General features: G+C 73.7%; 19 protein-coding genes. 5 read left to right on the top strand and 14 right to left on the bottom strand.

Translation table 11 applies throughout. The features are described from left to right. Positions 1-27: 27 nt before the first annotated feature. Positions 28-891, top strand: coding sequence for a tyrosinase family protein (locus ACFWRT_RS04430; RefSeq protein WP_380948661.1), 864 nt, complete (start codon positions 28-30; stop codon positions 889-891). Positions 892-960: 69 nt separating this feature from the next. On the opposite strand, the gene ACFWRT_RS04425 is transcribed toward ACFWRT_RS04430, so the two are convergent. From ACFWRT_RS04425 to ACFWRT_RS04365, 13 genes are all read right to left on the bottom strand, one after another. Then, the gene (locus ACFWRT_RS04425; protein WP_380948660.1) at positions 961-1,254 is read right to left on the bottom strand and encodes a chaplin; all 294 of its coding nucleotides are present in this window, start codon (positions 1,252-1,254) and stop codon (positions 961-963) included. 139 nt (positions 1,255-1,393) lie between these two features. Next, entirely contained in the window at positions 1,394-2,542 is a 1,149-nt protein-coding gene (locus tag ACFWRT_RS04420) for a GNAT family N-acetyltransferase (protein WP_380948659.1), read from the bottom strand. Further along, on the bottom strand, positions 2,539-3,240 hold the full coding sequence (locus tag ACFWRT_RS04415; protein WP_380948658.1) for a YveK family protein: 702 nt from the start codon (positions 3,238-3,240) through the stop codon (positions 2,539-2,541). Before ACFWRT_RS04415 ends, ACFWRT_RS04420 begins: the two co-directional genes overlap by 4 nt. After that, positions 3,237-4,373, bottom strand: a complete 1,137-nt coding sequence (locus ACFWRT_RS04410; RefSeq protein WP_380948657.1) for a glycosyltransferase — start codon at positions 4,371-4,373, stop codon at positions 3,237-3,239. The genes ACFWRT_RS04415 and ACFWRT_RS04410 overlap by 4 nt, the downstream gene beginning before the upstream one ends. After that, a complete protein-coding gene (locus ACFWRT_RS04405) occupies positions 4,370-5,182 on the bottom strand; it encodes a polysaccharide deacetylase family protein (protein ID WP_380948656.1) in 813 nt (270 codons plus the stop codon). Before ACFWRT_RS04405 ends, ACFWRT_RS04410 begins: the two co-directional genes overlap by 4 nt. After that, the gene (gene murJ, locus ACFWRT_RS04400) at positions 5,172-7,025 is read right to left on the bottom strand and encodes a murein biosynthesis integral membrane protein MurJ (protein WP_380948655.1); all 1,854 of its coding nucleotides are present in this window, start codon (positions 7,023-7,025) and stop codon (positions 5,172-5,174) included. The genes ACFWRT_RS04405 and murJ overlap by 11 nt, the downstream gene beginning before the upstream one ends. Continuing rightward, the gene (locus ACFWRT_RS04395; RefSeq protein WP_380948654.1) at positions 7,022-8,374 is read right to left on the bottom strand and encodes an O-antigen ligase family protein; all 1,353 of its coding nucleotides are present in this window, start codon (positions 8,372-8,374) and stop codon (positions 7,022-7,024) included. Before ACFWRT_RS04395 ends, murJ begins: the two co-directional genes overlap by 4 nt. A 2-nt stretch (positions 8,375-8,376) precedes the next feature. Continuing rightward, the gene (locus tag ACFWRT_RS04390) at positions 8,377-9,885 is read right to left on the bottom strand and encodes a sugar transferase (RefSeq protein ID WP_380948653.1); all 1,509 of its coding nucleotides are present in this window, start codon (positions 9,883-9,885) and stop codon (positions 8,377-8,379) included. After that, the gene (locus ACFWRT_RS04385; RefSeq protein WP_380948652.1) at positions 9,882-11,045 is read right to left on the bottom strand and encodes a glycosyltransferase; all 1,164 of its coding nucleotides are present in this window, start codon (positions 11,043-11,045) and stop codon (positions 9,882-9,884) included. The genes ACFWRT_RS04390 and ACFWRT_RS04385 overlap by 4 nt, the downstream gene beginning before the upstream one ends. A gap of 307 nt (positions 11,046-11,352) precedes the next feature. Further along, a complete protein-coding gene (locus tag ACFWRT_RS04380) occupies positions 11,353-11,955 on the bottom strand; it encodes an isochorismatase family protein (RefSeq protein ID WP_380948651.1) in 603 nt (200 codons plus the stop codon). Positions 11,956-12,042: 87 nt separating this feature from the next. Next, positions 12,043-13,116, bottom strand: a complete 1,074-nt coding sequence (locus ACFWRT_RS04375; RefSeq protein WP_380948650.1) for a polyprenyl synthetase family protein — start codon at positions 13,114-13,116, stop codon at positions 12,043-12,045. Continuing rightward, positions 13,113-14,318 carry a tetratricopeptide repeat protein gene (locus tag ACFWRT_RS04370; RefSeq protein ID WP_380948649.1) on the bottom strand — a complete coding sequence of 402 codons (1,206 nt, stop codon included), beginning with the start codon at positions 14,316-14,318 and terminating at the stop codon, positions 13,113-13,115. Before ACFWRT_RS04370 ends, ACFWRT_RS04375 begins: the two co-directional genes overlap by 4 nt. A gap of 149 nt (positions 14,319-14,467) precedes the next feature. Further along, positions 14,468-14,914 carry a VOC family protein gene (locus ACFWRT_RS04365; RefSeq protein WP_380948648.1) on the bottom strand — a complete coding sequence of 149 codons (447 nt, stop codon included), beginning with the start codon at positions 14,912-14,914 and terminating at the stop codon, positions 14,468-14,470. Positions 14,915-15,080: 166 nt separating this feature from the next. Here ACFWRT_RS04365 and ACFWRT_RS04360 point away from each other — a divergent pair, with 166 nt between their 5' ends. The 3 genes from ACFWRT_RS04360 to ACFWRT_RS04350 are packed head-to-tail and all read left to right on the top strand — an operon-like array spanning position 15,081 to position 17,394. Beyond that, positions 15,081-15,764, top strand: a complete 684-nt coding sequence (locus tag ACFWRT_RS04360) for an ABC transporter permease (protein ID WP_380948647.1) — start codon at positions 15,081-15,083, stop codon at positions 15,762-15,764. After that, positions 15,761-16,432, top strand: a complete 672-nt coding sequence (locus tag ACFWRT_RS04355; RefSeq protein ID WP_380948646.1) for an ABC transporter permease — start codon at positions 15,761-15,763, stop codon at positions 16,430-16,432. The genes ACFWRT_RS04360 and ACFWRT_RS04355 overlap by 4 nt, the downstream gene beginning before the upstream one ends. Continuing rightward, positions 16,429-17,394: an ABC transporter substrate-binding protein gene (locus tag ACFWRT_RS04350; RefSeq protein WP_380948645.1), complete on the top strand. Its 966-nt coding sequence runs from the start codon at positions 16,429-16,431 to the stop codon at positions 17,392-17,394. Before ACFWRT_RS04355 ends, ACFWRT_RS04350 begins: the two co-directional genes overlap by 4 nt. Positions 17,395-17,416: 22 nt before the next feature. Here ACFWRT_RS04350 and ACFWRT_RS04345 read toward each other — a convergent pair whose 3' ends face one another. Next, entirely contained in the window at positions 17,417-18,328 is a 912-nt protein-coding gene (locus tag ACFWRT_RS04345; RefSeq protein ID WP_380948644.1) for a nitroreductase/quinone reductase family protein, read from the bottom strand. A gap of 397 nt (positions 18,329-18,725) precedes the next feature. Here ACFWRT_RS04345 and ACFWRT_RS04340 point away from each other — a divergent pair, with 397 nt between their 5' ends. Beyond that, positions 18,726-19,022, top strand: a complete 297-nt coding sequence (locus ACFWRT_RS04340) for a DUF2087 domain-containing protein (RefSeq protein ID WP_380948643.1) — start codon at positions 18,726-18,728, stop codon at positions 19,020-19,022. The last annotated feature ends 26 nt before the right edge of the window (positions 19,023-19,048 follow it).

The raw sequence follows: 19,048 nt of genomic DNA, 5'->3' as shown, positions 1-19,048 counted from the left end.
GCACATGAACCAGGAGGAACGGAACCGGTGTACACCCGCAAGAACCAGCGCGACCTCACGCGCACCGAGAAGCGGCGTCTCGTCGACGCGATCCTGAAGCTCAAGAAGTCGGGCCGCTACGACGACTTCGTCGTCATGCACCGCGAGTTCTACGTCATGGACACGGAGAACCGGCCGCGCCCCGCCCATATGACGTCCTCGTTCTTCCCCTGGCACCGCCGCTACCTGCTGGAGTTCGAGCGGGCCCTCCAGGCCGTCGACCCGGGGGTGAGCGTCCCCTACTGGGACTGGACCCGGGACCGCTCGACCAACTCCTCGCTCTGGGCCGAGGACTTCCTCGGCGGCAACGGCCGGTCCGGCGACCGGCGCGTCACCACCGGCCCGTTCGCCTACGCCACGGGCAACTGGAGTGTCGGCCGCGGGGTCACCGACCAGAACTGGCTCACCCGCAACTTCGGCAGGCCCGGCAACAACCCGGTCTCCCTCCCCACCGCCGACGACGTGGCGCGGGCGCTGAAGGACCCGGTCTACGACACCGAGCCCTGGAACAGCGTCAGCACCGAGGGGTTCCGCAACCGCATCGAGGGCTGGGGCATCCACCGGGTGCGCACCGTCGCCAACCACAACCGGGTCCACCAGTGGGTCGGCGGCCCGATGGCCGGGGCCGCCTCCCCCGAGGACCCGGTCTTCTGGCTCCACCACTCGTTCATCGACCTGCTCTGGGACCGCTGGCGCAAGGCGCACCCCAAGGCCGCCTACCTGCCGGGCCGCAAGCCCGCCTCACCCGGCCGGGACCGCGACTACGTCTTCGGCCTCGACGACCCGATGCCCCCGTGGAACGTGACGCCCAGGAAGCTCCTCGACCACAGCAAGGTCTACCGCTACGCCTGAGCGCGCACAGCGAAACGGCCGGCCCCCTCCGGGAAGGAGGGAGCCGGCCGCTTCGGTGCAGCGGGGTGATCAGCGGCCGTAGCCGTAGTCGCCCTTGTCGTCGTGGCCCTTGTCGTGGCCCCCGTCGGCGTTGACGCAGGTGTTGCCGAAGGCCGGGTTGAGCAGCCCGATCACGTTGACGGTGTTGCCGCAGACGTTGACCGGCACGTGGATCGGGACCTGGACGAGGTTGCCCGAGAGGACACCGGGGGACCCGATGGCCGCACCCTGCGCACCGGCGTCGGCGGAGGCCATGCCGGCGCCGCCGGCGATGAGGGCACCGGTGCCCGCCATGACAGCGGCGACCTTCGTAATACGCGACATCAGAACTCCTTGAAAGGAAGGGGGGTTGCTGCGGAGCACGAGGCCCGCATGCCCCTACAACGCGGGAAGCGCCGGACGGTAACGGATCTGGGTGAAGGCGATATTTCCGGTGTTGTCCCACGGCCTGTCGCGGCCCGCCTCACCGCCCGATGACCGGAAGCGTGGTAAGCCGCCCGTGCCAGTCCCGCGCGGCGGGGAACCGGGTCTTCACGGTCTCCACGGCCCGCTCCCGTACCGCCACCTGCGACTCCCGCAGCCGCAGCAGCGGCTCGAGACCCGGGCGGGCCAGCAGCAGCCGCTGGTTGACCACCGTGACCGGCTGCCAGTGGTTCTTGTACTGCTCCGCGCCGCGCAGCAGGCTGAGCACCTCACGGCCGGTGTCCGAGGCCTGTTGGGAGACCTCGCGCAGCAGCATGGTCGACACATCGACCTTGCGGTCCCGCAGTCCCGGGTCCGCCCCGTACATGTAGCCGCCCGCGAGCTGCCCGGACTGCAGGGTGAGATTGGCCGCCACGACCTCGCCGCCCATCCGGAACTCGGTGACGGCGGCGCTGCCGTCCCCCACCATCCGGCCCACCGAACGGACCAGGTGGTCCGAGAACCGGGCCCGCAGGTGCTCCGGGTTGACCCCCCGGTCCCGCCACTGGAGCTCGTGGAGCCGCAGCAGGGTGCCGATGGCCGCCGGCACCCCGTCCTGCGGGACCGTGCGGGCCTCCACGTCCAGCGCCTCGATCCGGCGCAGTTTGGCCCGCAGCCGCTGGCCCCGCGAGCCGGTCAGCCGACCCACCAGGTCGCCGAGCGGCCGGGCGGGCAGCTCCATGCACGTCGAGTCCGTGAGCCGGCTCCGGGCGCCCGGCCACCGCCCGAAGAGCAACTGCGCCGACGCGTCCGGCCGGACCTCCCGCAGGTCGACCACGGTGTGCCGGGCGGCCCGGTCCAGACCCCGCTGGAGCGCCCCGACCGCGTACCCGGCCTCCTCCTCGTCCAGCAGGATGTCGAAGAAGTCGGAGATCGCCCCGCCCATCGGCACCAGCAGCGGCATCGGACGGTGCACCAGCATCAGCGGCGCCGCTCCGATCAGCCGCCCCGAGCGGCGCACCAGCAGGACCCGCAGCCTCCCCTCCTGACCGTAGGAGATCCACCAGGAATGGAGCCACGCGTGGCTCTGGAACGGAGTGGCGGTGGCGCAGCGGCGGTGCAGCGCGTCCCACTCCCCGGCGAGCGCGCCGAACTCCCGGAAGTCACGGCAGAGCGTCACGGTGAGGCTGCCCGCCCGGTCGGCCGTCATCGCACGAGCTCCCGGTCGTCGGCGGTGGAGGTGTGGTCCTCGGCGGCGGTCGGCCCGGGCACCTGGGCCAAGACGCTCCAGCCCGCGCGGCGGGGGCGCACGAGCAGCACGAGACCGCCCAGCAGACCGCCCGCGGCCGCGCCCACGGCGGTGCCCAGCGGCACCGACGGCGAGACCGGCTGGTCCGGCTTCATCGCGTGGGTGAACTTGATCAGCTTCACCCCGGTGTCCTTGGAGACATGGCCGCTGCTCACGATGACGGCCTCGATCACGGCGTTCGCGATGTCGGCCGCCTTGCCCGCGCTGTCGGACGTGCCCGTCACCGAGATCATCGGCGAGTCGGGGGAGGTCTCCGAGCGGACCTGGGAGCGCAGGGCGCGCACCGGCTCGCCTGCCGCGCCCTGGGCGTAGGAGAGGGTCGCGTCGCTGGTCACGAGGCGCCCGTAGGACTGTGCGTAGCCGAGCGCGGCCGAGGGGCCGGTCTCCTCCTCGGCGACCGCCATGGCGTAGCTGGTGGCCTCGTACTGCGGGGAGGCCAGCAGCCCGTACGAGAGCCCGGACGCGGAGCCGAGCAGCACACAGACGGGCAGGGGCCACCAGTGGGGCAGCCGGGTGAGGGCGGTGCGGAGCTGCGCGGGGGCGGTACGCAGCCGCTCCCGCAGGACGGCGGTTCGCTGCTGCTCGGGAGACTCGGTCATGAAAGGGCTCTCCGGTTCGGTGGGGCGGTGTCGAGGGCGTACGCGTACACGTCCATCAGGCGCTCGCTGCTGCGCCGGATGTCGTAGTGGCCGACGGCCCGCGGCGGCGGGCTGCGGTCCGGGCGGGCCTGTATCCGCTGCCGCAGCACGGCGGTCAGCTCGTCTGGGCTCCCGGCGATCCGGGTGGCGCCCGGGGCATGTGCGGCGGACAGGTCGTCGATGGCGGGGCAGGCGTCGTGCAGGACGGGCAGCCCGGCGGCGAGCGCCTCCACGGCGGCCAGACCGAACGACTCCTCGCGGGACGTCGATACGAAGGTGTCGACGGCGCTCAGCAGGGCCGGGACCCCGGGCACCGGGCCGCTCCCGCCCGCGCCGCACTCCCCGAGGAGGCGGATCCGGTCCGCCGCCCCGAGCCGGGCCGCGAGGTCTCGCAGCGCCCCGGCCTCCGGCCCGTCACCGGCCAGAAGGAGCCGGGCCCCCGGCAGCGCGGCGACGGCCCGTACCGCCACGTCGAAGCGCTTCCCGGGCACCAGCCGGCCCACCCCGCCGACCACGAACGCGTCGTCGGGGATGCCCAGCGCCGCCCGCACGGCGAGCCGGCGGTCCGGGTCGAAGCGGTAGCGGTCCGCGTCGATGCCGTTGGGCACCAGCCGGATCCGCTCGGCGGGCACCCCCCAGTCCCGCAGCCGCCCGGCGACGGTGGAGGAGACGGCGACGGTGGCCGCGCCCAGCCGCTCGGTCGAGAGGTAGAGGGCGCGGATGCCCCGCGTCAGCGGGCGGCCCTCGATCTCGGCGCGCCCCAGGGAGTGTTCCGTCGCCACGGCTGCCCGGACGCCGGCGAGACGAGCGGCGATCCTCCCGTACACACAGGCCCGGTAGAGGTGGGTGTGGACCAGGTCGTAGCGGCCGTCACGGATCAGCCGGGTCAGCCGGCCGACGGCCGACAGATCCCGGTTGCCGCGCATCCCCAGGTGGACGACGCGCACTCCGTCGGCCCGCAGCCCGTCCGCCACCGGGCCCGGGTTGGTGAGCGTCACCACGTCGCACTCCACCGGCAGATGGCGCAGCAGCAGCCGCAACTGCTGCTCGGCCCCGCCGACCCCGAGCCCGGTGATGACGTGCAGCGCCCTCACCGGGGGCCGCCCGCCCGCACCGGGGAGGCCGTACGGGGGCCCGCGCCGGGGACGGCCCCGTGGCGCAGCCCGTGCCGCAGGTCCTTCGCCCAGAGCCGTACGCCCCGGTCCGCCTGGCTGATGTGGGTGCGGGGGAGCGCGAACCGGCTGAGCAGGGGCCCCGGAGCCAGCGCGCAGCCGTAGCCGTACCCGGCGGAACGGACGGATTCCGCCACCCGCCGGTCCAGTGTCCCGTACGGATAGCAGAAGCCCTCCGGGAGCGTCCCGGTGAGCTCACCGAGCAACTCCCGGCTGTGGACCGTCTCGTGGCGCAGCTCCTCGTCCGACAGCGTCGTGAGGTCCTGGTGGAGCAGGCCGTGCGAGCCGACCTCCATCCCCGCATCGGCGACCTGCCGGATCTCGTCGTAGGTGAGCAGCGGCTTGCGCGGACCCAGCGGGTCCCACTCGTTCACCCCTCCCGGCCGCCCCGGCAGGACGAACACCGTCGCGGTGCAGCCGTGGACGCGCAGCACCGGCAGCGCCTCCCGGAGGAAGTCCCGGTAACCGTCGTCGAAGGTCAGGCCGACCAGATCCCGCCGCCCCGCCGCATGGGCGCGCATCAGCTCCGACACCCCCACCCCCCGCAGCCCCCGGCTGCGCAGCCACGCCAGTTGCTCGCCGAGCCGCCGGGGGGAGACGGTGATGCCGTACGGGTCGTCGTCGGTGTCCGTCACCGAGTGGTACGTGAGGATCCACGGCTGACGGCGGGTGTGCGGGCGGAGCCGGGACGAGGGGGCGTCGGCGCAAGGCGCCGAGGGGTCAGCGGCCATCAGTGAACCTCCGTCGGATGAGTGCCAGCAGGGAGACGACCTCGGGCGAGCGCAGGGCCAGCCCGGTCAGGAAGAAGACGGCGGGGACGAGGACACACCCGGCGGCCAGGCTCAGCACGGCGTCGGGCAGCAACCGCGCCGCCGCCCAGCCCGTCGCCCCGGCCACCAGCGCCGCGCCCGCGAGTCGGCCGAGCGACAGGGCGACCGCCCGGGCCCGGATCGGGACCACCCGGGTGCCCAGACCCATCAGCAGGAGCAGGGCGGTCGTGCTGATCCCGACGGCGTTGGCGGTGGCGATACCGGCGACGCCGAAGCGGTACGTGAGCGCGTACCCGGCGCCCATCGTGACCAGGAGCCCGGTGCCCATCGCGAACGCCGGGAACCAGGTGGGCCGGCCGGACGAGAAGAACGGCCGGCTCAGCGCGCCGACCAGGCAGTGGCCCAGCAGCCCCGCCGCGTAGACCCGCATCACCTGCGCGGTGGCCTCGGTGTCGGCGGTGTCGAACGCACCGCGCTGGAAGAGGACTTCGATGATCTGGGGCGCGTAACCGAGGACGACCGCCGTGCCGAGCAGCACGACCATGCCCGCCAGCGCGAGATCCCGCTCGACCCGCTGCCGGGCCTTCTCGTGGTTGCCGTCGGCCATCGCCCGGGCGACGACGGGGAACGTCACCGTGCAGATCATCAGCGAGAGCACCATCGGCATCTGCGCGACCTTCTGCGCGTAGTTCAGATGCGAAATGGCGCCCGCCGGGAGTGTGGAGGCGAGGAACCGCTCCACCAGCACCTGCGACTGACGGCTCACCACGAACAGCACGACCGGGGCGAGGACGGTGAGGCCCAGCAGGGGAGCGGTGCGCGAGGCGCGCTTCCTGAGCCGGCCGAGGCGGGGGCGGGCCAGGGGCAGCAGGCGCAGGAGGGTGGGGAGCTGGGTGAGGATCATGAGCAGGCTGCCGACGGCGACGCCCGCCGCCGCCGCGCGTACGCCCCACAGCGCGTGCAGCGCCAGGGTCATGCCGATGATGCCGATGTTGTACGCGACGTAGACCCCGGCGGGCGGGAGGAAGCTGCGGTGGGCGCGCAGGGCGGCGCTGAAGTAGCCCGTGATGCCGAAGGTGAGCACGGTGACGGCGGTGAGCCGGGTGCAGTCCACCGCGAGATCCGGATCGGCCAGCCCGGGTGCGAGGACGGCGACGACCCAGGGGGCGCCCGCCATCAGCAGCGCCGCTCCGGCCATGAGGAGAACGCAGAGCCGGGGGAGGGTGGCCGCCACCAGCTCCCGTACGGGGTCGGGTTCCGGCTCCTCGGTGTCGGTCCTCGGGGCGCTGCCGGCGGTGTCGGTCCTCGGGGCGCGCTCGGCGTCGGCGCGCCGGGTGAGGGCGAGGCTGAAGGCCGGGACGAGGAGCAGCGCCATCCCGTCCTCGATCAGCAGCGTGGCCGCCATCTCCGGCACGGTCCAGGCGATCAGGAACGCGTCACTGGCGTCACTCGCTCCGAAGTACCGGGCGATCGCCTGGTCCCGTACGAGGCCGAGTACCGCCGCGAGCACGGTCAGCGCCGCCGTGCCCGCCGCCGCGCGGGCGAGGAAGGCCCCGAGCCCAGGAGCCTCGCCGCTGTCCGCCGGTTCCGGCGCGGCGTCGACGGCCGTGGTCCCGCCGGGGCCGGAGCCGGGAGGCTGGCCAGGCCCCGGGAGCAGGGGAGGGACGGTCTCCGCGCGGTCCTTCCGGGGGAGGGCGTCGCGGGGGCGGTCGTCGAGCGGAGGGGCCTCGCGGGTGCGGTCGTCGAGCGGAGAGGCTTCGCGGGCGGGAGCCTCCGCCTCCGTCCCCGTACCGGTGTCGCTCACGCGGTGCCCGCCTTCTCCGGCTCGGCCAGCGCCCACCAGGCGGCGAGCCCCAGGACGACGCCGCCCAGCACGGTCGTGGGCCCGCCGATGTCGGAGTACAGGAAGTTGACGCTCTGCCAGATCATCAGGGCGACCGCCACCAGACCGCAGTCCACGGCCGCGTGGCCGCGCGAGCGGGCCCGGACCAGCCTGCGCACGGCGCCGGTCAGGATCGCCGCCCAACTGCCGACGACCGCCGTCAGACCGATGAGGCCCTGCTCGCTGAGGATGAGCAGATACATGTTGTGCGGGGAGAGCAGTGCCTGCCGGCGGAACTGCTGGCCCGCCCCCGCCGTGTCACTGCCGGAGGAGAGGCCGACCGAGGCGTGGGCGTCGCGGTGTGCGGGGAAGCCCTTGAGGCCGACACCGGTCACGGGCTGCTCGCGCCACATCGAGCCCGCCGCGCTCCACATGGCGTACCGGTCGCTCACCGACCGGTCGGGGTCCCGGGTCACCTGGGTCACGCTGGCGGCCCGCTCGGAGACCATCTCCGAGCCGATGCCGAATCCGCCGACCAGGACCACCCCGGTGGCCCCCAGCACCGCCAGCGAGGTCAGCGCCTGACGGCGGCCCGTCAGGCAGAGAGCGACCAGCAGGGCGGCCGCCGTGGCGATCCACACCCCCCGGCTGAAGGAGAGGGCGAGCGGCACGATCAGCCCGACGGCGACGACAGCGGCCGTGGGGCGCAGCCAGGCGGGAGCTTTGCGCGGGGTGCGCAGTGCGCAGGCGGCGGCGGCCAGCAGCCCGTAGGCGACGACCGTGGCCATCCCCATGATGTCGCTGGGCCCGAACGTGCCGACCGCCCGGAGCTCCTCGCCCATGTACGAGGCGCCGGTCCCGGTGACGTACTGGTCGACGCCCACGACACCCTGGACGCAGGCCAGGACCACCAGCGCCCCGGCGACGATCCGGAAGCCGGGGGCGTCCTTCAGCAGGAGGCAGACGGCGGCCGGGACCAGGACGAAGACCTGGAGGTAGCGGACCAGACCCGGCAGCGCGGCGCCGGGGTCGGCCGCCGTCACCGTCGCCACCACGAAGCCCGCGGCGGGCAGCCCCAGCACCAGGGCGGCGGCCCCGCCGAGCGGGCGCTGCCGGAGGTACAGCAGCCGCCCCGCACAGACCAGCACCGCGATACCGGAGGCGATGTCGGCCGGTCCCACGCCGCCGCCGACGGCGTACGGCAGGGCGGGCAGCAGGACGGTCGCGATCAGGGGGAGCAGCGGCCACCGGCTCCGCCAACCGCCCGAAGGGGGACGGGGAGCGGTACGGGCCGGGGCCCCGGGTGCCGGTGCGGTGAGGGTGGCGGCCATGGTCAGCTGCCCCCGAGCCGGAAGAAGGAGCCCACGGTCCGCGCCAGCACGCACGCGTCCTGCCACAGGGACCAGGTCTCGATGTACCGGTTGTCGAACCGGGCCCGCTCCTCGATCGAGGTGTCACCGCGCAACCCGTTCACCTGCGCCAGCCCCGTGATGCCCACCGGCATCCGGTGACGGGCCTGGTAGCCGGGGTGCGTACGGCTGAACTGCGCGACGAAGAAGGGGCGTTCGGGCCGGGGCCCGACCAGGCTCATGTCGCCGCGCAGGACGTTCCACAGCTGCGGCAGCTCGTCCAGCGAGGTGCGGCGCAGCAGCCGTCCGGCGCGGCTCATCCGTCCGTCGGATGCCACGTTCCACCGGGTCGCCGACTCCTGGGCGTCGGCGGGCCGCAGCGTACGGAACTTGAGCAGGACGAACGGGCGGCCGTGCCGGCCCACCCGCTCCTGCCGGAAGATGACACCGGGACCGTCCGAGAGCCGCACCGCCAGCGCGCACACCGCCATCACCGGGGACAGCAGCACCAGACCGGTCCCCGCCAGGAGGGCGTCCATCACCCGCTTCGCCGCATGGCTCACGGGCCGGTGCGTGCCGTCCTGGAGCGGGTGGGCGGCGAACCCCCACAGGTGGTCGGGGCGGCCTCCGGCGGGACGGGCGGCGACGGCGGTGTCGCCGGTGACCAGCCACACCCGGCAGCCGTGGCCGGTGAGCAGGGCGAACAGGGCGGCACCGTCGGGGGTGGACTCGGGCGGCGCCGTGAACACCGCGTGCCGCACGCTGTTCTGCACGACGGCCCGTCCCACCTCCTGCGGGGTGACCAGGACCGGCAGCTTCACTCCGTCCGGCCGCACGGAGGAATCCTCCGTGGCGGAGGCGGAGGCGGCGGAGGCATCGGGACCGGTGGACGCGGCGACCCGGCCGACCGGGCGCAGCCCGTACCCGGGGTGGTCGTACAGCGCCGCCGTCACCTGGCGGGCGACCGGGCCGTGGCCCACGATCAGCGTCGAGAGCGGGTTGCGGATCGCCGCCCGGTGCCGGATGCGGTGCACCACCGCGCGTCCGGAGGCGCACAGCACACTCTGGGCGGCCGCCGCGTACGCCAGCACCGCCCAGCCGAACGCGTGGGCCGGGGCCCAGACGTCGACGACCTCCATGGTCACGTACCACTGGAGCAGGGCGAGGCCGAGGAGCGCGGGCACTTCGGAGAGCACCGAGGGGGAGAGGCCGAGCCGGTAGAGCCCCCGGTACGCGTGGAGCAGCACCTGCGCCACCGCCTGGCCGGCGACCACGGGCCAGGGCCAGCCGGCCGGGGCGCACAGGGCGAACGTGCCGGCCAGCGCCAGCGCGTCGGCGCCGAGCAGTTGCGCGGCGGGCGCGAAACGCACGGCGGCGCGTCCACCGCCGAGCTCCCGCGTACCGCCGTCGCCTCTTCGCGGCGGATGAACCGTGTGGGCCTGTACGGCTGTTGCCTGTCCGGCGCCGGGGGCCGGTGCACTCTCCATCGTCATCGCTCGGTGCGCTTCCTCATCGTGGGGCCGGACAGGGAGACAATTTCCTGGTAGAGACCGGCAACCGCCCCCGCGGTCCGTCGGACGTCGAACGCCGCCCGGGCATGGCGCAGGGCCCGGTGGGACACCTCCTCGCGCAGCTCCGGATCGGTGAGCAGCGCGGTGAGCGAGGCGGCGAGCGCCGCGGGGTCCTCGGGCGGTACGAGGAGGTGGCCCTCGTCGCCCGGCGCCACGCTCTCCCGCGCCCCGTTCACATCGCTCATCACCACGGCCCGGCCGCAGGCCATGGCCTCCAGCGGGGCCAGCGCCATGCCCTCCCAGCGGGACGGCAGGACGACGACGTCGGCCGCGTGGATCCACGGCCGTACGTCGGTACTCGCCCCGGTGAACAGGACGCCGGCCGGGGCCGCTTCCTCCAGGCCGGCCCGGTCGGGGCCGTCGCCGACGAGGACGAGGCGCGCGCCCGGCACCCGCAGCCGCCGCCAGGCGTCGAGCAGGACGTCCTGGCCCTTCTGCCGGGTCAGGCGGCCGACGCAGACGACGAGGGGAGCCCCGTCGAGGGAGGGCAGCGCGGCCCGGGCGGCGGCGCGGTCGGCCTGGCCGCCGGGGCGGAAGCGGTCGAGGTCGATGCCGTTGTGGATCACCGACCAGCGGGCGGCGATGCCTGCCTGCTGGCCGGTGCGCCGCTCGGACTCGCTGACGCAGAGGATGTGGTCGGCCCAGCGTGCCCCGAACCGTTCCCAGTTCAGGGCCAGTTCCGCGGTACGTCCGTCCACGGCCTCGAAGGACCAGGCGTGCGGCTGGAACACCGTGGGCACCTTGCCCCGGACGGCGATCCGGCCCGCCAGACCGGCCTTGGCGCTGTGCGCGTGCACCACGTGCGGACGGCAGTCGCGGACGATCCGCCGCGCGGCGGCGACCTCACCGGCCAGCCGCGGACCCGGGGCCCGGGTGGCGGACCAGCCCCGGACCTGAGCCCCCGCGGCGGCCGCCCCGACGGCCAGCGGGCTCCCGGGCGGACAGGCCACCACGGGCCTCAGCCCGGCGACGGTCTGGGCCCTGACGAGATCGGTGACGACCCGGGCCACTCCACCATCCACGGGCTGAACCAAATGAAGGACCGTCAATTGTCTTTCTTCGGCACGACGCATGTGCAGCACGTACGGCTCTCTTCGCTCAATCCGGTGAGTAAAGCCGAAGTGCACTTTGGCAGACATGTGACGAAATCGTGCGCGTGACTCGCTCATACGACCACGTGAGGATTACCGGCGTGATTCCGCTGATCAGGTGGTCCGCGCGGCTGAACCGTGTCCTCGTGAAGGTGCCGGAATGCGCGTCGGGGGAGAGGGCGCGGCGCAATTGCGGGAGCGGGCCGAAGAAATTGTTCACGGGAGGAGGTGACGCTGTTCGCCGCATCTCGGGGACGGCCGGTTGCCGTAGTGGATGGCGGCACCATCTACCTGACGGTCACGCAGTTCTATTGTCGTCAAAGGGCTCCGCCCGGGTGGCCGCGAAGGTGACGTCCTCGGCGCGGGCGACGACCTCGACCTCGTCGCCGAGGGCCCATTCCGCGACCCGGGACGCCATCGCCGCCGGAACGCGTTCGCTGATGCCCGGCGCGGCCGGGATGTCGTACGTGGCGTGGGCGTCGTGCGGCAGCACGACCCGGTACTCCAGCTCCAGCGCCCGGCGCGCGGTGGCCAGGACGCACATCTCCGACATGACTCCGCACACGGCGAGCGACGCGACCCCGGCGGCCGTCAGCCGGTCCTCCAGCGTGGTGGCCTCGAAGCCGTCGTCCTCGGTCTTGCGGATCACGGTCTCGGCCGGGCCGGCGGCGACCGGGAGGTACAACTCCCAGCCGGGCGTGTGCGGTTCGTCGGGCTCTCCGGCCGGCCCGTCGTTCTGCAGGTAGACGACGAGCGCCCCGGCCGCCCGGGCCCGGCGGACGAGGTGCTCGACCCGGTCCAGCAGCCGGGGCGCGTCGGGCACGGGGTTCTCGCCCGCGACGAAGGCAGCCTGGACATCGACGACGAGCAGCGCCTGTACGGGCGGGGGGAGGGGAGGCATGACGGCTCCGGCCTTCGGGGTGTGCGGGGGCTTCGGGAGTGTCCATCCTCGCAGCCGGCGGCCCGGGGAAAGGCCGCCGGCCCCAGGTCATCCGGTGCGGTCGACGAGGAACGGGATCAGGGTGAGCAGGTCCCCGCGCGCGCCCTCGTGGAGCTCCACCGCGTCCAGGCAGGCACGGGCGGCCCGCAGATGTTCCCGGGCCTCGGTGACCGTGGCCCGGCGCCCGCCGGCCTCGTCGACCAGCTCGGCGGCCCGGCGCAGCCCCGCCTCGTCGAGCGGTCCGGTCCCGGTCTCGTCGAGCGGTCCGGCCCCGGTGAGGAGGGCCTCCAGCCGCCGGGCCGCCGGGTGGTCGGCTGCCAGGGCGGCGAGGACGGGGAAGGTCTTCTTGAGCCGCCGCAGATCGCTGTGCACCGGCTTCCCCGTGATCTGCGGATCGCCCCAGGTGCCCAGCAGGTCGTCCACCGCCTGGAAGGCCACCCCCAGATGCCGCCCCGCCTGGTCCAGCGCGTCGGCCGTGGGCGCCGGAGCCCCGGCCAGCACCGCACCCAGCGCGGCGGCACAGCCGAGCAGGGACCCCGTCTTGTGCGTGGCCATCGCGCGGTACTCGTGCGGCAGGACCGCCTCGGGCCCGGTCCACGGCCGCGACTCGAAGAGCAGGTCCTGCGCCTGACCGTGCACCAGATCGCCCAGTGCCGCCGACAGATGGCGCACCGCCGCCGCCCCCGTGGCGCCCGGAACCTCCGTCAGGGTCCGTACGGCGAGCGCGAACAAGGCGTCGCCCGCGAGGACCGCAGGCCCGGTGCCGTACGCCTTCCAGACGGTCGGGCGGCGGCGCCGGGTCTCGTCGCCGTCCATGATGTCGTCGTGGATGAGCGAGAAGGTGTGGACGAGCTCGACGGCGACCGCGCCGGTGACCCCGTCCAGGCCGCTGCCCCCGGCGGCCTCCGCGCCGAGCACCGCGAGCGCCTGGCGGACCCCCTTGCCCTGCGAGCCGGGGACCGGGTCGCCGGCCACCCCGCTCCAGCCCAGCGAGAAGGCGGCCGTCTCGGCGTGCCAGGGGTGGAGCCGGCGCACCGACTCCACCAGGGCGGGCCGGACCAGCTCGCGGCACCGGTCGAGTATCTGCGGCGCGGCCGCCTGACGGGTCGTGGACAGCGTCATAGGGCCCGGGCCTCCTCGTGCGGGGTGACCGGTCCGGTGCCGGCGGCGTCCGCCGGCGGGGCCTCCTTGGACGGGGCGGCGGGTCCGGTGCCGGGGACGTCCATCGGCGTGGCCCCCTCGTGCGGCGCGGCGGATCCGGTGGAGCGGCCGCCGCCGCCCTCCTCTCCCTCCGCCGCCGGTTCCACGCCCAGCTCGGCGTACGCCTTCTCCACCATCTCCCGGGCGTTGAGCAGCCCGATCCGGCTCAGCCTGCCCCGCAGCTCGTCCAGCTCGGCGGCCGTGTCCGCGCGGTCCCGGCCGAGCCGGGCGCGCGCCTTGACCAGGCCCAGGGCCGCCAGTGCCTCGCCCCGGGGTTCGGTCATCGCGCGGAACTCCCCGAGCGCCTGCTCGTAGACCTCGCGTGCCTCCTCGTACCGTCCGGCGCGGAAGAGCACGTTGGCGCGCATCTTGTGGTTGTAGGCGAGCGCGCTGGAGAGCTTCATCTCCCGGCAGGTGACCTCGGCCTCGGCGAGCAGCCCGAGTGCGCGTCCGGTCGCCCCGTCCCGGAGGGAAACGATGTCAGCGATGCCGCGCAGGGCCCAGGCCCGGCCCCGCCGGTCGTCGGCGCTCTTGGCGAGGACCGCCGCCTCCTCGAACATCTCCAGGGCCGAGTCGAGCTGCCCGGTGTTGCGGTGGATCTGCGCTATGCCCTCCAGCGCCCACACCGTGTGGCGGGCCTCGCCCCGGGCGCGGGCCTCGGCGAGCAGTTGCTCGTGCAGGGTGGCGACCGTGGCGTAGTCGCCCTGGATGCGCCCGGTCTCGGCCAGTCCGGCGAGCGAGTAGCCGCGCGCGACGACGTCCCCACCGCGCTTGCCCAGTTCGGCGGCGAGCCCCAGCAGCCGGAACGCCAGGCGCAGCGAACCCCGTTGACGCGCCAGCGTCCCCCCGCTCCACAACGCCCAGGCCATCGCGCCCGTGGCCCCGGCCGAACGTGCGGCCCGGTAGCTGGCCTTCCACGCCCGGTCCGCCTCCTCGACCTGCCCCAGTCGGCGGTGCGCCTCGGCCACGGCGAGTCCGCTGCGCGCCACCTCCTCCTGGGAGCCGGAGAGTTCGGCCTGTTTCAGATGCCGTACGCCTTCGGCCAGTACGTCGGTGAGGGAGGCGTTCACCGACATCTTGGTGAGCGCGCCCTGGTACTCGGGCGCCAGTGCCTTGGTCTGCATGGGAGCCTTTCGCGCGGTGCCCGGGACGGGCCGGCGTCCACTATGCGCCAGGTGTATACATAGGGTGCATAGTTGGCCGGTTCTCCGAGCCCGGTACAGGTGGGGGCGGACGCCGCCCGTTCCTGGGCGGCGAATCGTTCTGTCGGTGATCAAGACGGCAGCGGGGCGCCCGGGGTTGCTCGAACCCCGCAGGACGTTCTCCGGAAGGCCCCCCGGACGTAACCGGACCCTCCTCGGCCGTCAGCCGGCTCGTGCAGGCCGAAGGGGGAACCCTGGGCGTCACGGCAGAGCCGGAAGCGCCCGAACCGGGCGGCCGAGGCGTCGTCCTCGCCCAGGTCCGTGCCCTCCACACTGCCGCCCAGCTCACGCACCTGCGCCACCGCGGCGGCCATGTCGTCGACCCGGTAGAAGAGGTACGGGCCGCCCCCGGGATCACCGCCGTGGACACCCCCCTGCCCGCTGGGGGTCCCGATCGCGTAGCCGCCCTCGCCCGAGGGGCCCGGCTCGAAGTTCCACCCGAACAAGGCGCCGTAGAAGGTCCGGGCCTTCCCGGGGTCGTCCACCCCGAGCTCGAAGAAGGAGATCTCGCCGGCCATCGCGGGCACCTGCCATCTCTGCCGGGGGCCGCACATATCGCGCGGGGGCGTGCACGCTCGCTCCCTCCCACCGTACGGCGACGGATCCGCCCGTGCAGCGCCGCTCGGGCCCTCGGACGGGTGAACAGGGCGGGCGGTGGGCCTGCGGCCACGCTGGAATGGGCGGGTGACGGCACCCCCCGACGACTGCCTCGCACGCAACGAGTGGATCTGCGGCGCCTACCTCTCCAGCCGCCGGGAGATCCTTATGGACGCTGCCCTCCAGCATCTCCAGCTGACCGCACTCGCCGTCCTCATCGGGCTCGCCCTCGCCGTCCCCCTGGCCCTCGTCGCCCGCCGCTGGCGGTGGGCCGCCGGTCCCGTGCTGGGGCTGACCACGATCCTCTACACCATCCCGTCGCTGGCGATGTTCTCGCTGCTGCTGCCGGTGTACGGGCTCTCCGCCGCGCTCGTCGTCACCGGCCTCGTCCTCTACTCGCTGACCCTGCTGGTCCGCAACATCCTCGCCGGGCTCCGGGCCGTCCCCGAGGAGACCCGCCAGGCCGCGCGCGGCATGGGGTACGGGCCGCTGCGGCTGCTGCTCGCCGTGGAACTCCCGCTCGCGCTGCCCGCCGCCATGGCCGGACTGCGGATCGCCACCGTCTCCGCCGTCTCCCTCGTCACGGTGGGCGCGATCGTCGGATACGGCGGGCTCGGCAACCTCATCTACTCCGGGATGAACACCTACTTCAAGGCCCAGGTGCTGACCGCCTCCGTGCTCTGCGTCGTCATCGCCGTCGCCGCCGACCTGCTCCTCCTGGGAGCCCAGCGGCTGCTGACCCCCTGGACACGGCGGGGGAGCGAGTCATGAAGACCCTCTCCGACACCTGGTCCTGGCTCACCACCGCCACCCACTGGTCCGGCCCCGACGGGATCGGGAACCGGCTCGGCGAACACCTCTTCCTCACCGTCGTCTGCCTGCTCATCAGCTGCCTGATCGCCCTGCCCGTCGCCCTGGTCCTCGGCCATCTCGGCAAGGGCGGCGCGCTCGCCGTCAACATCTCCAACATCGGCCGGGCGGTGCCCACCTTCGCCGTGCTCGTCCTGCTGCTGCTCACCCCCGTGGGCACGTACGGCCAGTGGTCGACGATCATCGCGCTCGTGCTGTTCGCCGTGCCACCGCTGCTCACCAACGCGTACGTCGGGATGCGCGAGGTGGACCGGGACGTCGTGCGGGCCGCCCGGGGGATGGGCATGACCGGGCGCCAGATGCTCTGGGGCGTCGAGCTGCCGCTCGCTCTCCCGCTCATCCTCACCGGCGTCCGGATCGCCGCCGTGCAGCTCGTCGCCACCGCCACCCTGGCCGCCCTGGCCGGTGGCGGGGGGCTGGGCCGGATCATCACCGCGGGGTTCAACCTCGCCTCCACCCCGCAGGTGGTGGCCGGGGCGATCCTGGTGGCGGTCTTCGCCCTCCTCGTGGAGAGCCTCTTCGAGGCGGGGCAGCGGATGGCACCCAGCAGGGGGAGGGGGGCCGCATGAGCCTTCTGATCCGCGCCCGGGCCCGCCGGGTCCTCGCCGGGCTCCTGCTCCTCGCCGCCACCGCCTGCACCACCGGACCCAGCCTGGAGAACCAGGGCGAGGTCACCGCGCCGCCCGGCGACAGCAAGGAGCTGACCATCGGCTCGGCCGGCTTCACCGAGAGCGACCTGCTGGCCCAGATGTACGCCCTGCTCCTGGAGCGCGCCGGATACTCCGCCGACCTCATCTCCGTCACCAACCGGGAGATCTACGAACCCGCCCTGGAGAGCGGCCAGATCGATGTCGTACCGGAGTACGCGGCGACCTTCGCCGACTGGTTGAACGCCAAGGCCGACGGCGCCGACGCGGCCCCCGTCGGATCACCCGACCTCGCCGCCACCATGAAGGCGCTGCGCGCGCTCGCGGCCCCCCGCGGGCTCACCGTGCTGAACCCCGGCCGGGCCGTCGACCAGAACGCCTTCGCGGTCGCCGCCTCCTACGCGAGGGAGCACGACCTCAAGACCCTCAGCGACGTCGGCCGGGCCAGGCTCCCGGTCCGCCTCGCTGCGGGCGACGAATGCGTGCAACGCCCCTACTGCGCACCCGGGCTGGAGAAGACGTACGGCATCGACATCGTCGCCGTCGACCCGAAGGGCGTCGGCACCACCCAGGCGAAGCAGGCCGTCCAGAACGGTCAGGACCAGATGGTCCTGACCACCACCACCGACGCCACCCTCGACCAGTTCGGGCTGGTCCTGCTGGCGGACGACAAGAAGCTCCAGAACGCCGACTACGTGGTCCCCGTCGTCAACCGCGCCCGCGCAGGCAGCGCCGGGGTGCGCGACGCCCTCGGCCGGCTCAACACCGTCCTGACCACGGCCGACCTGGCGTCGATGAACGAACAGGTCGACAGTTGGCGCAGGCTCCCCGAGGACGTCGCGCGCACCTACCTGGAGTCGAAGAAGCTCATCCCGAAGGGCTAAGTGCTCAACGTGCTCAACGCGCTCAACGGGGAACCGGCGGCCACGGCACGTCCGCCAGCAGGGGCAGGATCTCGGCCTCCTCGTAGTCGAGGTGTGCGGTCAACTGCTGCGTCATCCGAGCCAGTTCGGCGCGGAACCGGTCCGGATCGGCGACGGCGACACCGGCCAGCAGCGCCGCCAGCGCCGACTGCACGGCCGCGATCGAGCGGTGCTCGTCCCGGAGCCGGTCGAAGACGGGGCGGAGGCGGGGGTGGTACCCCTCCATCACCGGGAACACGTGGCCGTCCTCGCTCGTGTGGTGGAACTCCAGCGCCTGGCAGAACGCCAGGCAGCGCTGCCGGATCTGGAGACCGAGACCGAGACCGAGGCCGGGAGGGGGCGGGGCGCCCGCGCCCCGGTGGGCGGCACGGGCGGCGAAGTGCGCTTCCGTCTCCGCGTGCACCTGGGCGAGTTGGCCGCGCAGCCAGGTGTGCGTCTCGGTGAGCTTGCCGGCCAGCGAGGTGATGGCGGGGGCCGGTGCCTGCGGGTCGGGGAGTTCCAGGACCACGACGGGGAGGGTGCGGTCGGTCGCCGCCTGGTACTCCGCGTACCCGGGGGCCTCGGCGACCACCCGGGCGAAGAGCTCGTCGCGCCGGGGGCCTTCGGCGGGCACGGCGATGGTCTCGAACTCCTCCTCTCCCAGCTCCACTTGGACCGCCGGGTGTGCGAGGAGGTTGTGGTACCAGTCGGGGTGCTGCGGGGCGCCCAGGTTCGAGCCGACGACCAACAGCCGGTCGCCGTCGCGGACATGGCCGAGCGGGGTGGTGTGCGGCTTCCCGGTGCGGGCGCCGGTGGTGGTCAGCAGAAGGAGGTCGGATCCGGCGAAGGGGCCGCCGACCTTGCCGGCGTTGGCGCGGAACTCGTCGATGACGGACTGCTGGAAGGCAGAGGGCATGGGTGTTCTGGGTCTCCCGTGAGAAGGGCCGCAAGGAGGGCCGTAAGAAGCCGCAAGGAGGGCCGTGAGAAGGGGTGGATAAGGCAAGAAGGGGTGGATACGGCGCGGTGCGGTGCGCGGAGTGCGGCCGGAACGAACGGCGGCACGCGCGGTCGCGAAGGCGTCAGACGCCGGAAAGCGTCAGAAGCAGCGGGCGGTGAGTGGACTCATCACGTCGTCCCTGGGAGAAGGTGCCGGCTTGACTGTCGGCCGGCCCAGATCTCTTTGGCCGACGTCACGCTGCACGCGGACCATTAGAGCGAGGGCGCCCGGCGCTGTCAATGCGGGACGGACCGCCGCGTCCGGCCGAACGGAAAACGCGTTGCCCGTCGGTTCGGAGCCTGCGACGCTCGGGCCCATGCCTGAACAACAGACCCTTCCGCCGCTGCAGTCCGCCCGCCGTACGCACCAGGTCACCGCCCTCTTCTCGCACGGCCGACTGGTCACGATCCCGCGCAAGCAGGCGCGGCTGGAGCAGCTTCTGACGCACCTCGCCGAGACGCTGTTCGAGCGCGACCGTTCGTACACCGAGCAGGAGGTCAACGAGGCGCTGCTCACCGTCCACGAGGACTGCTCCGCGCTGCGCCGCCACCTGGTCGTCGCCGGACTGCTGGTCCGGCCCCGGGACGGCAGCAGCTACCGCCGCGGCAGGTGACCTCCCGCCCCGGCGGCCCGGGATGA

Origin of the sequence: Streptomyces cyaneofuscatus, assembly GCF_042718795.1 — a bacterium.
GTDB lineage: Bacteria > Actinomycetota > Actinomycetes > Streptomycetales > Streptomycetaceae > Streptomyces > Streptomyces cyaneofuscatus_A.
This window is presented reverse-complemented; position numbering and strand designations above follow the sequence as displayed.

Bases quoted from the DNA above. Each gene is read 5' to 3' on its own strand.
- ACFWRT_RS04425 (WP_380948660.1), bottom strand. From the start codon at position 1,254: ATGTCGCGTATTACGAAGGTCGCCGCTGTCATGGCGGGCACCGGTGCC.
- ACFWRT_RS04420 (WP_380948659.1), bottom strand. From the start codon at position 2,542: ATGACGGCCGACCGGGCGGGCAGCCTCACCGTGACGCTCTGCCGTGAC.
- ACFWRT_RS04415 (WP_380948658.1), bottom strand. From the start codon at position 3,240: ATGACCGAGTCTCCCGAGCAGCAGCGAACCGCCGTCCTGCGGGAGCGG.
- ACFWRT_RS04405 (WP_380948656.1), bottom strand. From the start codon at position 5,182: ATGGCCGCTGACCCCTCGGCGCCTTGCGCCGACGCCCCCTCGTCCCGG.
- ACFWRT_RS04395 (WP_380948654.1), bottom strand. From the start codon at position 8,374: ATGGCCGCCACCCTCACCGCACCGGCACCCGGGGCCCCGGCCCGTACC.
- ACFWRT_RS04390 (WP_380948653.1), bottom strand. From the start codon at position 9,885: ATGACGATGGAGAGTGCACCGGCCCCCGGCGCCGGACAGGCAACAGCC.
- ACFWRT_RS04380 (WP_380948651.1), bottom strand. From the start codon at position 11,955: ATGCCTCCCCTCCCCCCGCCCGTACAGGCGCTGCTCGTCGTCGATGTC.
- ACFWRT_RS04375 (WP_380948650.1), bottom strand. From the start codon at position 13,116: ATGACGCTGTCCACGACCCGTCAGGCGGCCGCGCCGCAGATACTCGAC.
- ACFWRT_RS04370 (WP_380948649.1), bottom strand. From the start codon at position 14,318: ATGCAGACCAAGGCACTGGCGCCCGAGTACCAGGGCGCGCTCACCAAG.
- ACFWRT_RS04365 (WP_380948648.1), bottom strand. From the start codon at position 14,914: ATGGCCGGCGAGATCTCCTTCTTCGAGCTCGGGGTGGACGACCCCGGG.
- ACFWRT_RS04355 (WP_380948646.1), top strand. From the start codon at position 15,761: ATGAAGACCCTCTCCGACACCTGGTCCTGGCTCACCACCGCCACCCAC.
- ACFWRT_RS04350 (WP_380948645.1), top strand. From the start codon at position 16,429: ATGAGCCTTCTGATCCGCGCCCGGGCCCGCCGGGTCCTCGCCGGGCTC.
- ACFWRT_RS04345 (WP_380948644.1), bottom strand. From the start codon at position 18,328: ATGCCCTCTGCCTTCCAGCAGTCCGTCATCGACGAGTTCCGCGCCAAC.
- ACFWRT_RS04340 (WP_380948643.1), top strand. From the start codon at position 18,726: ATGCCTGAACAACAGACCCTTCCGCCGCTGCAGTCCGCCCGCCGTACG.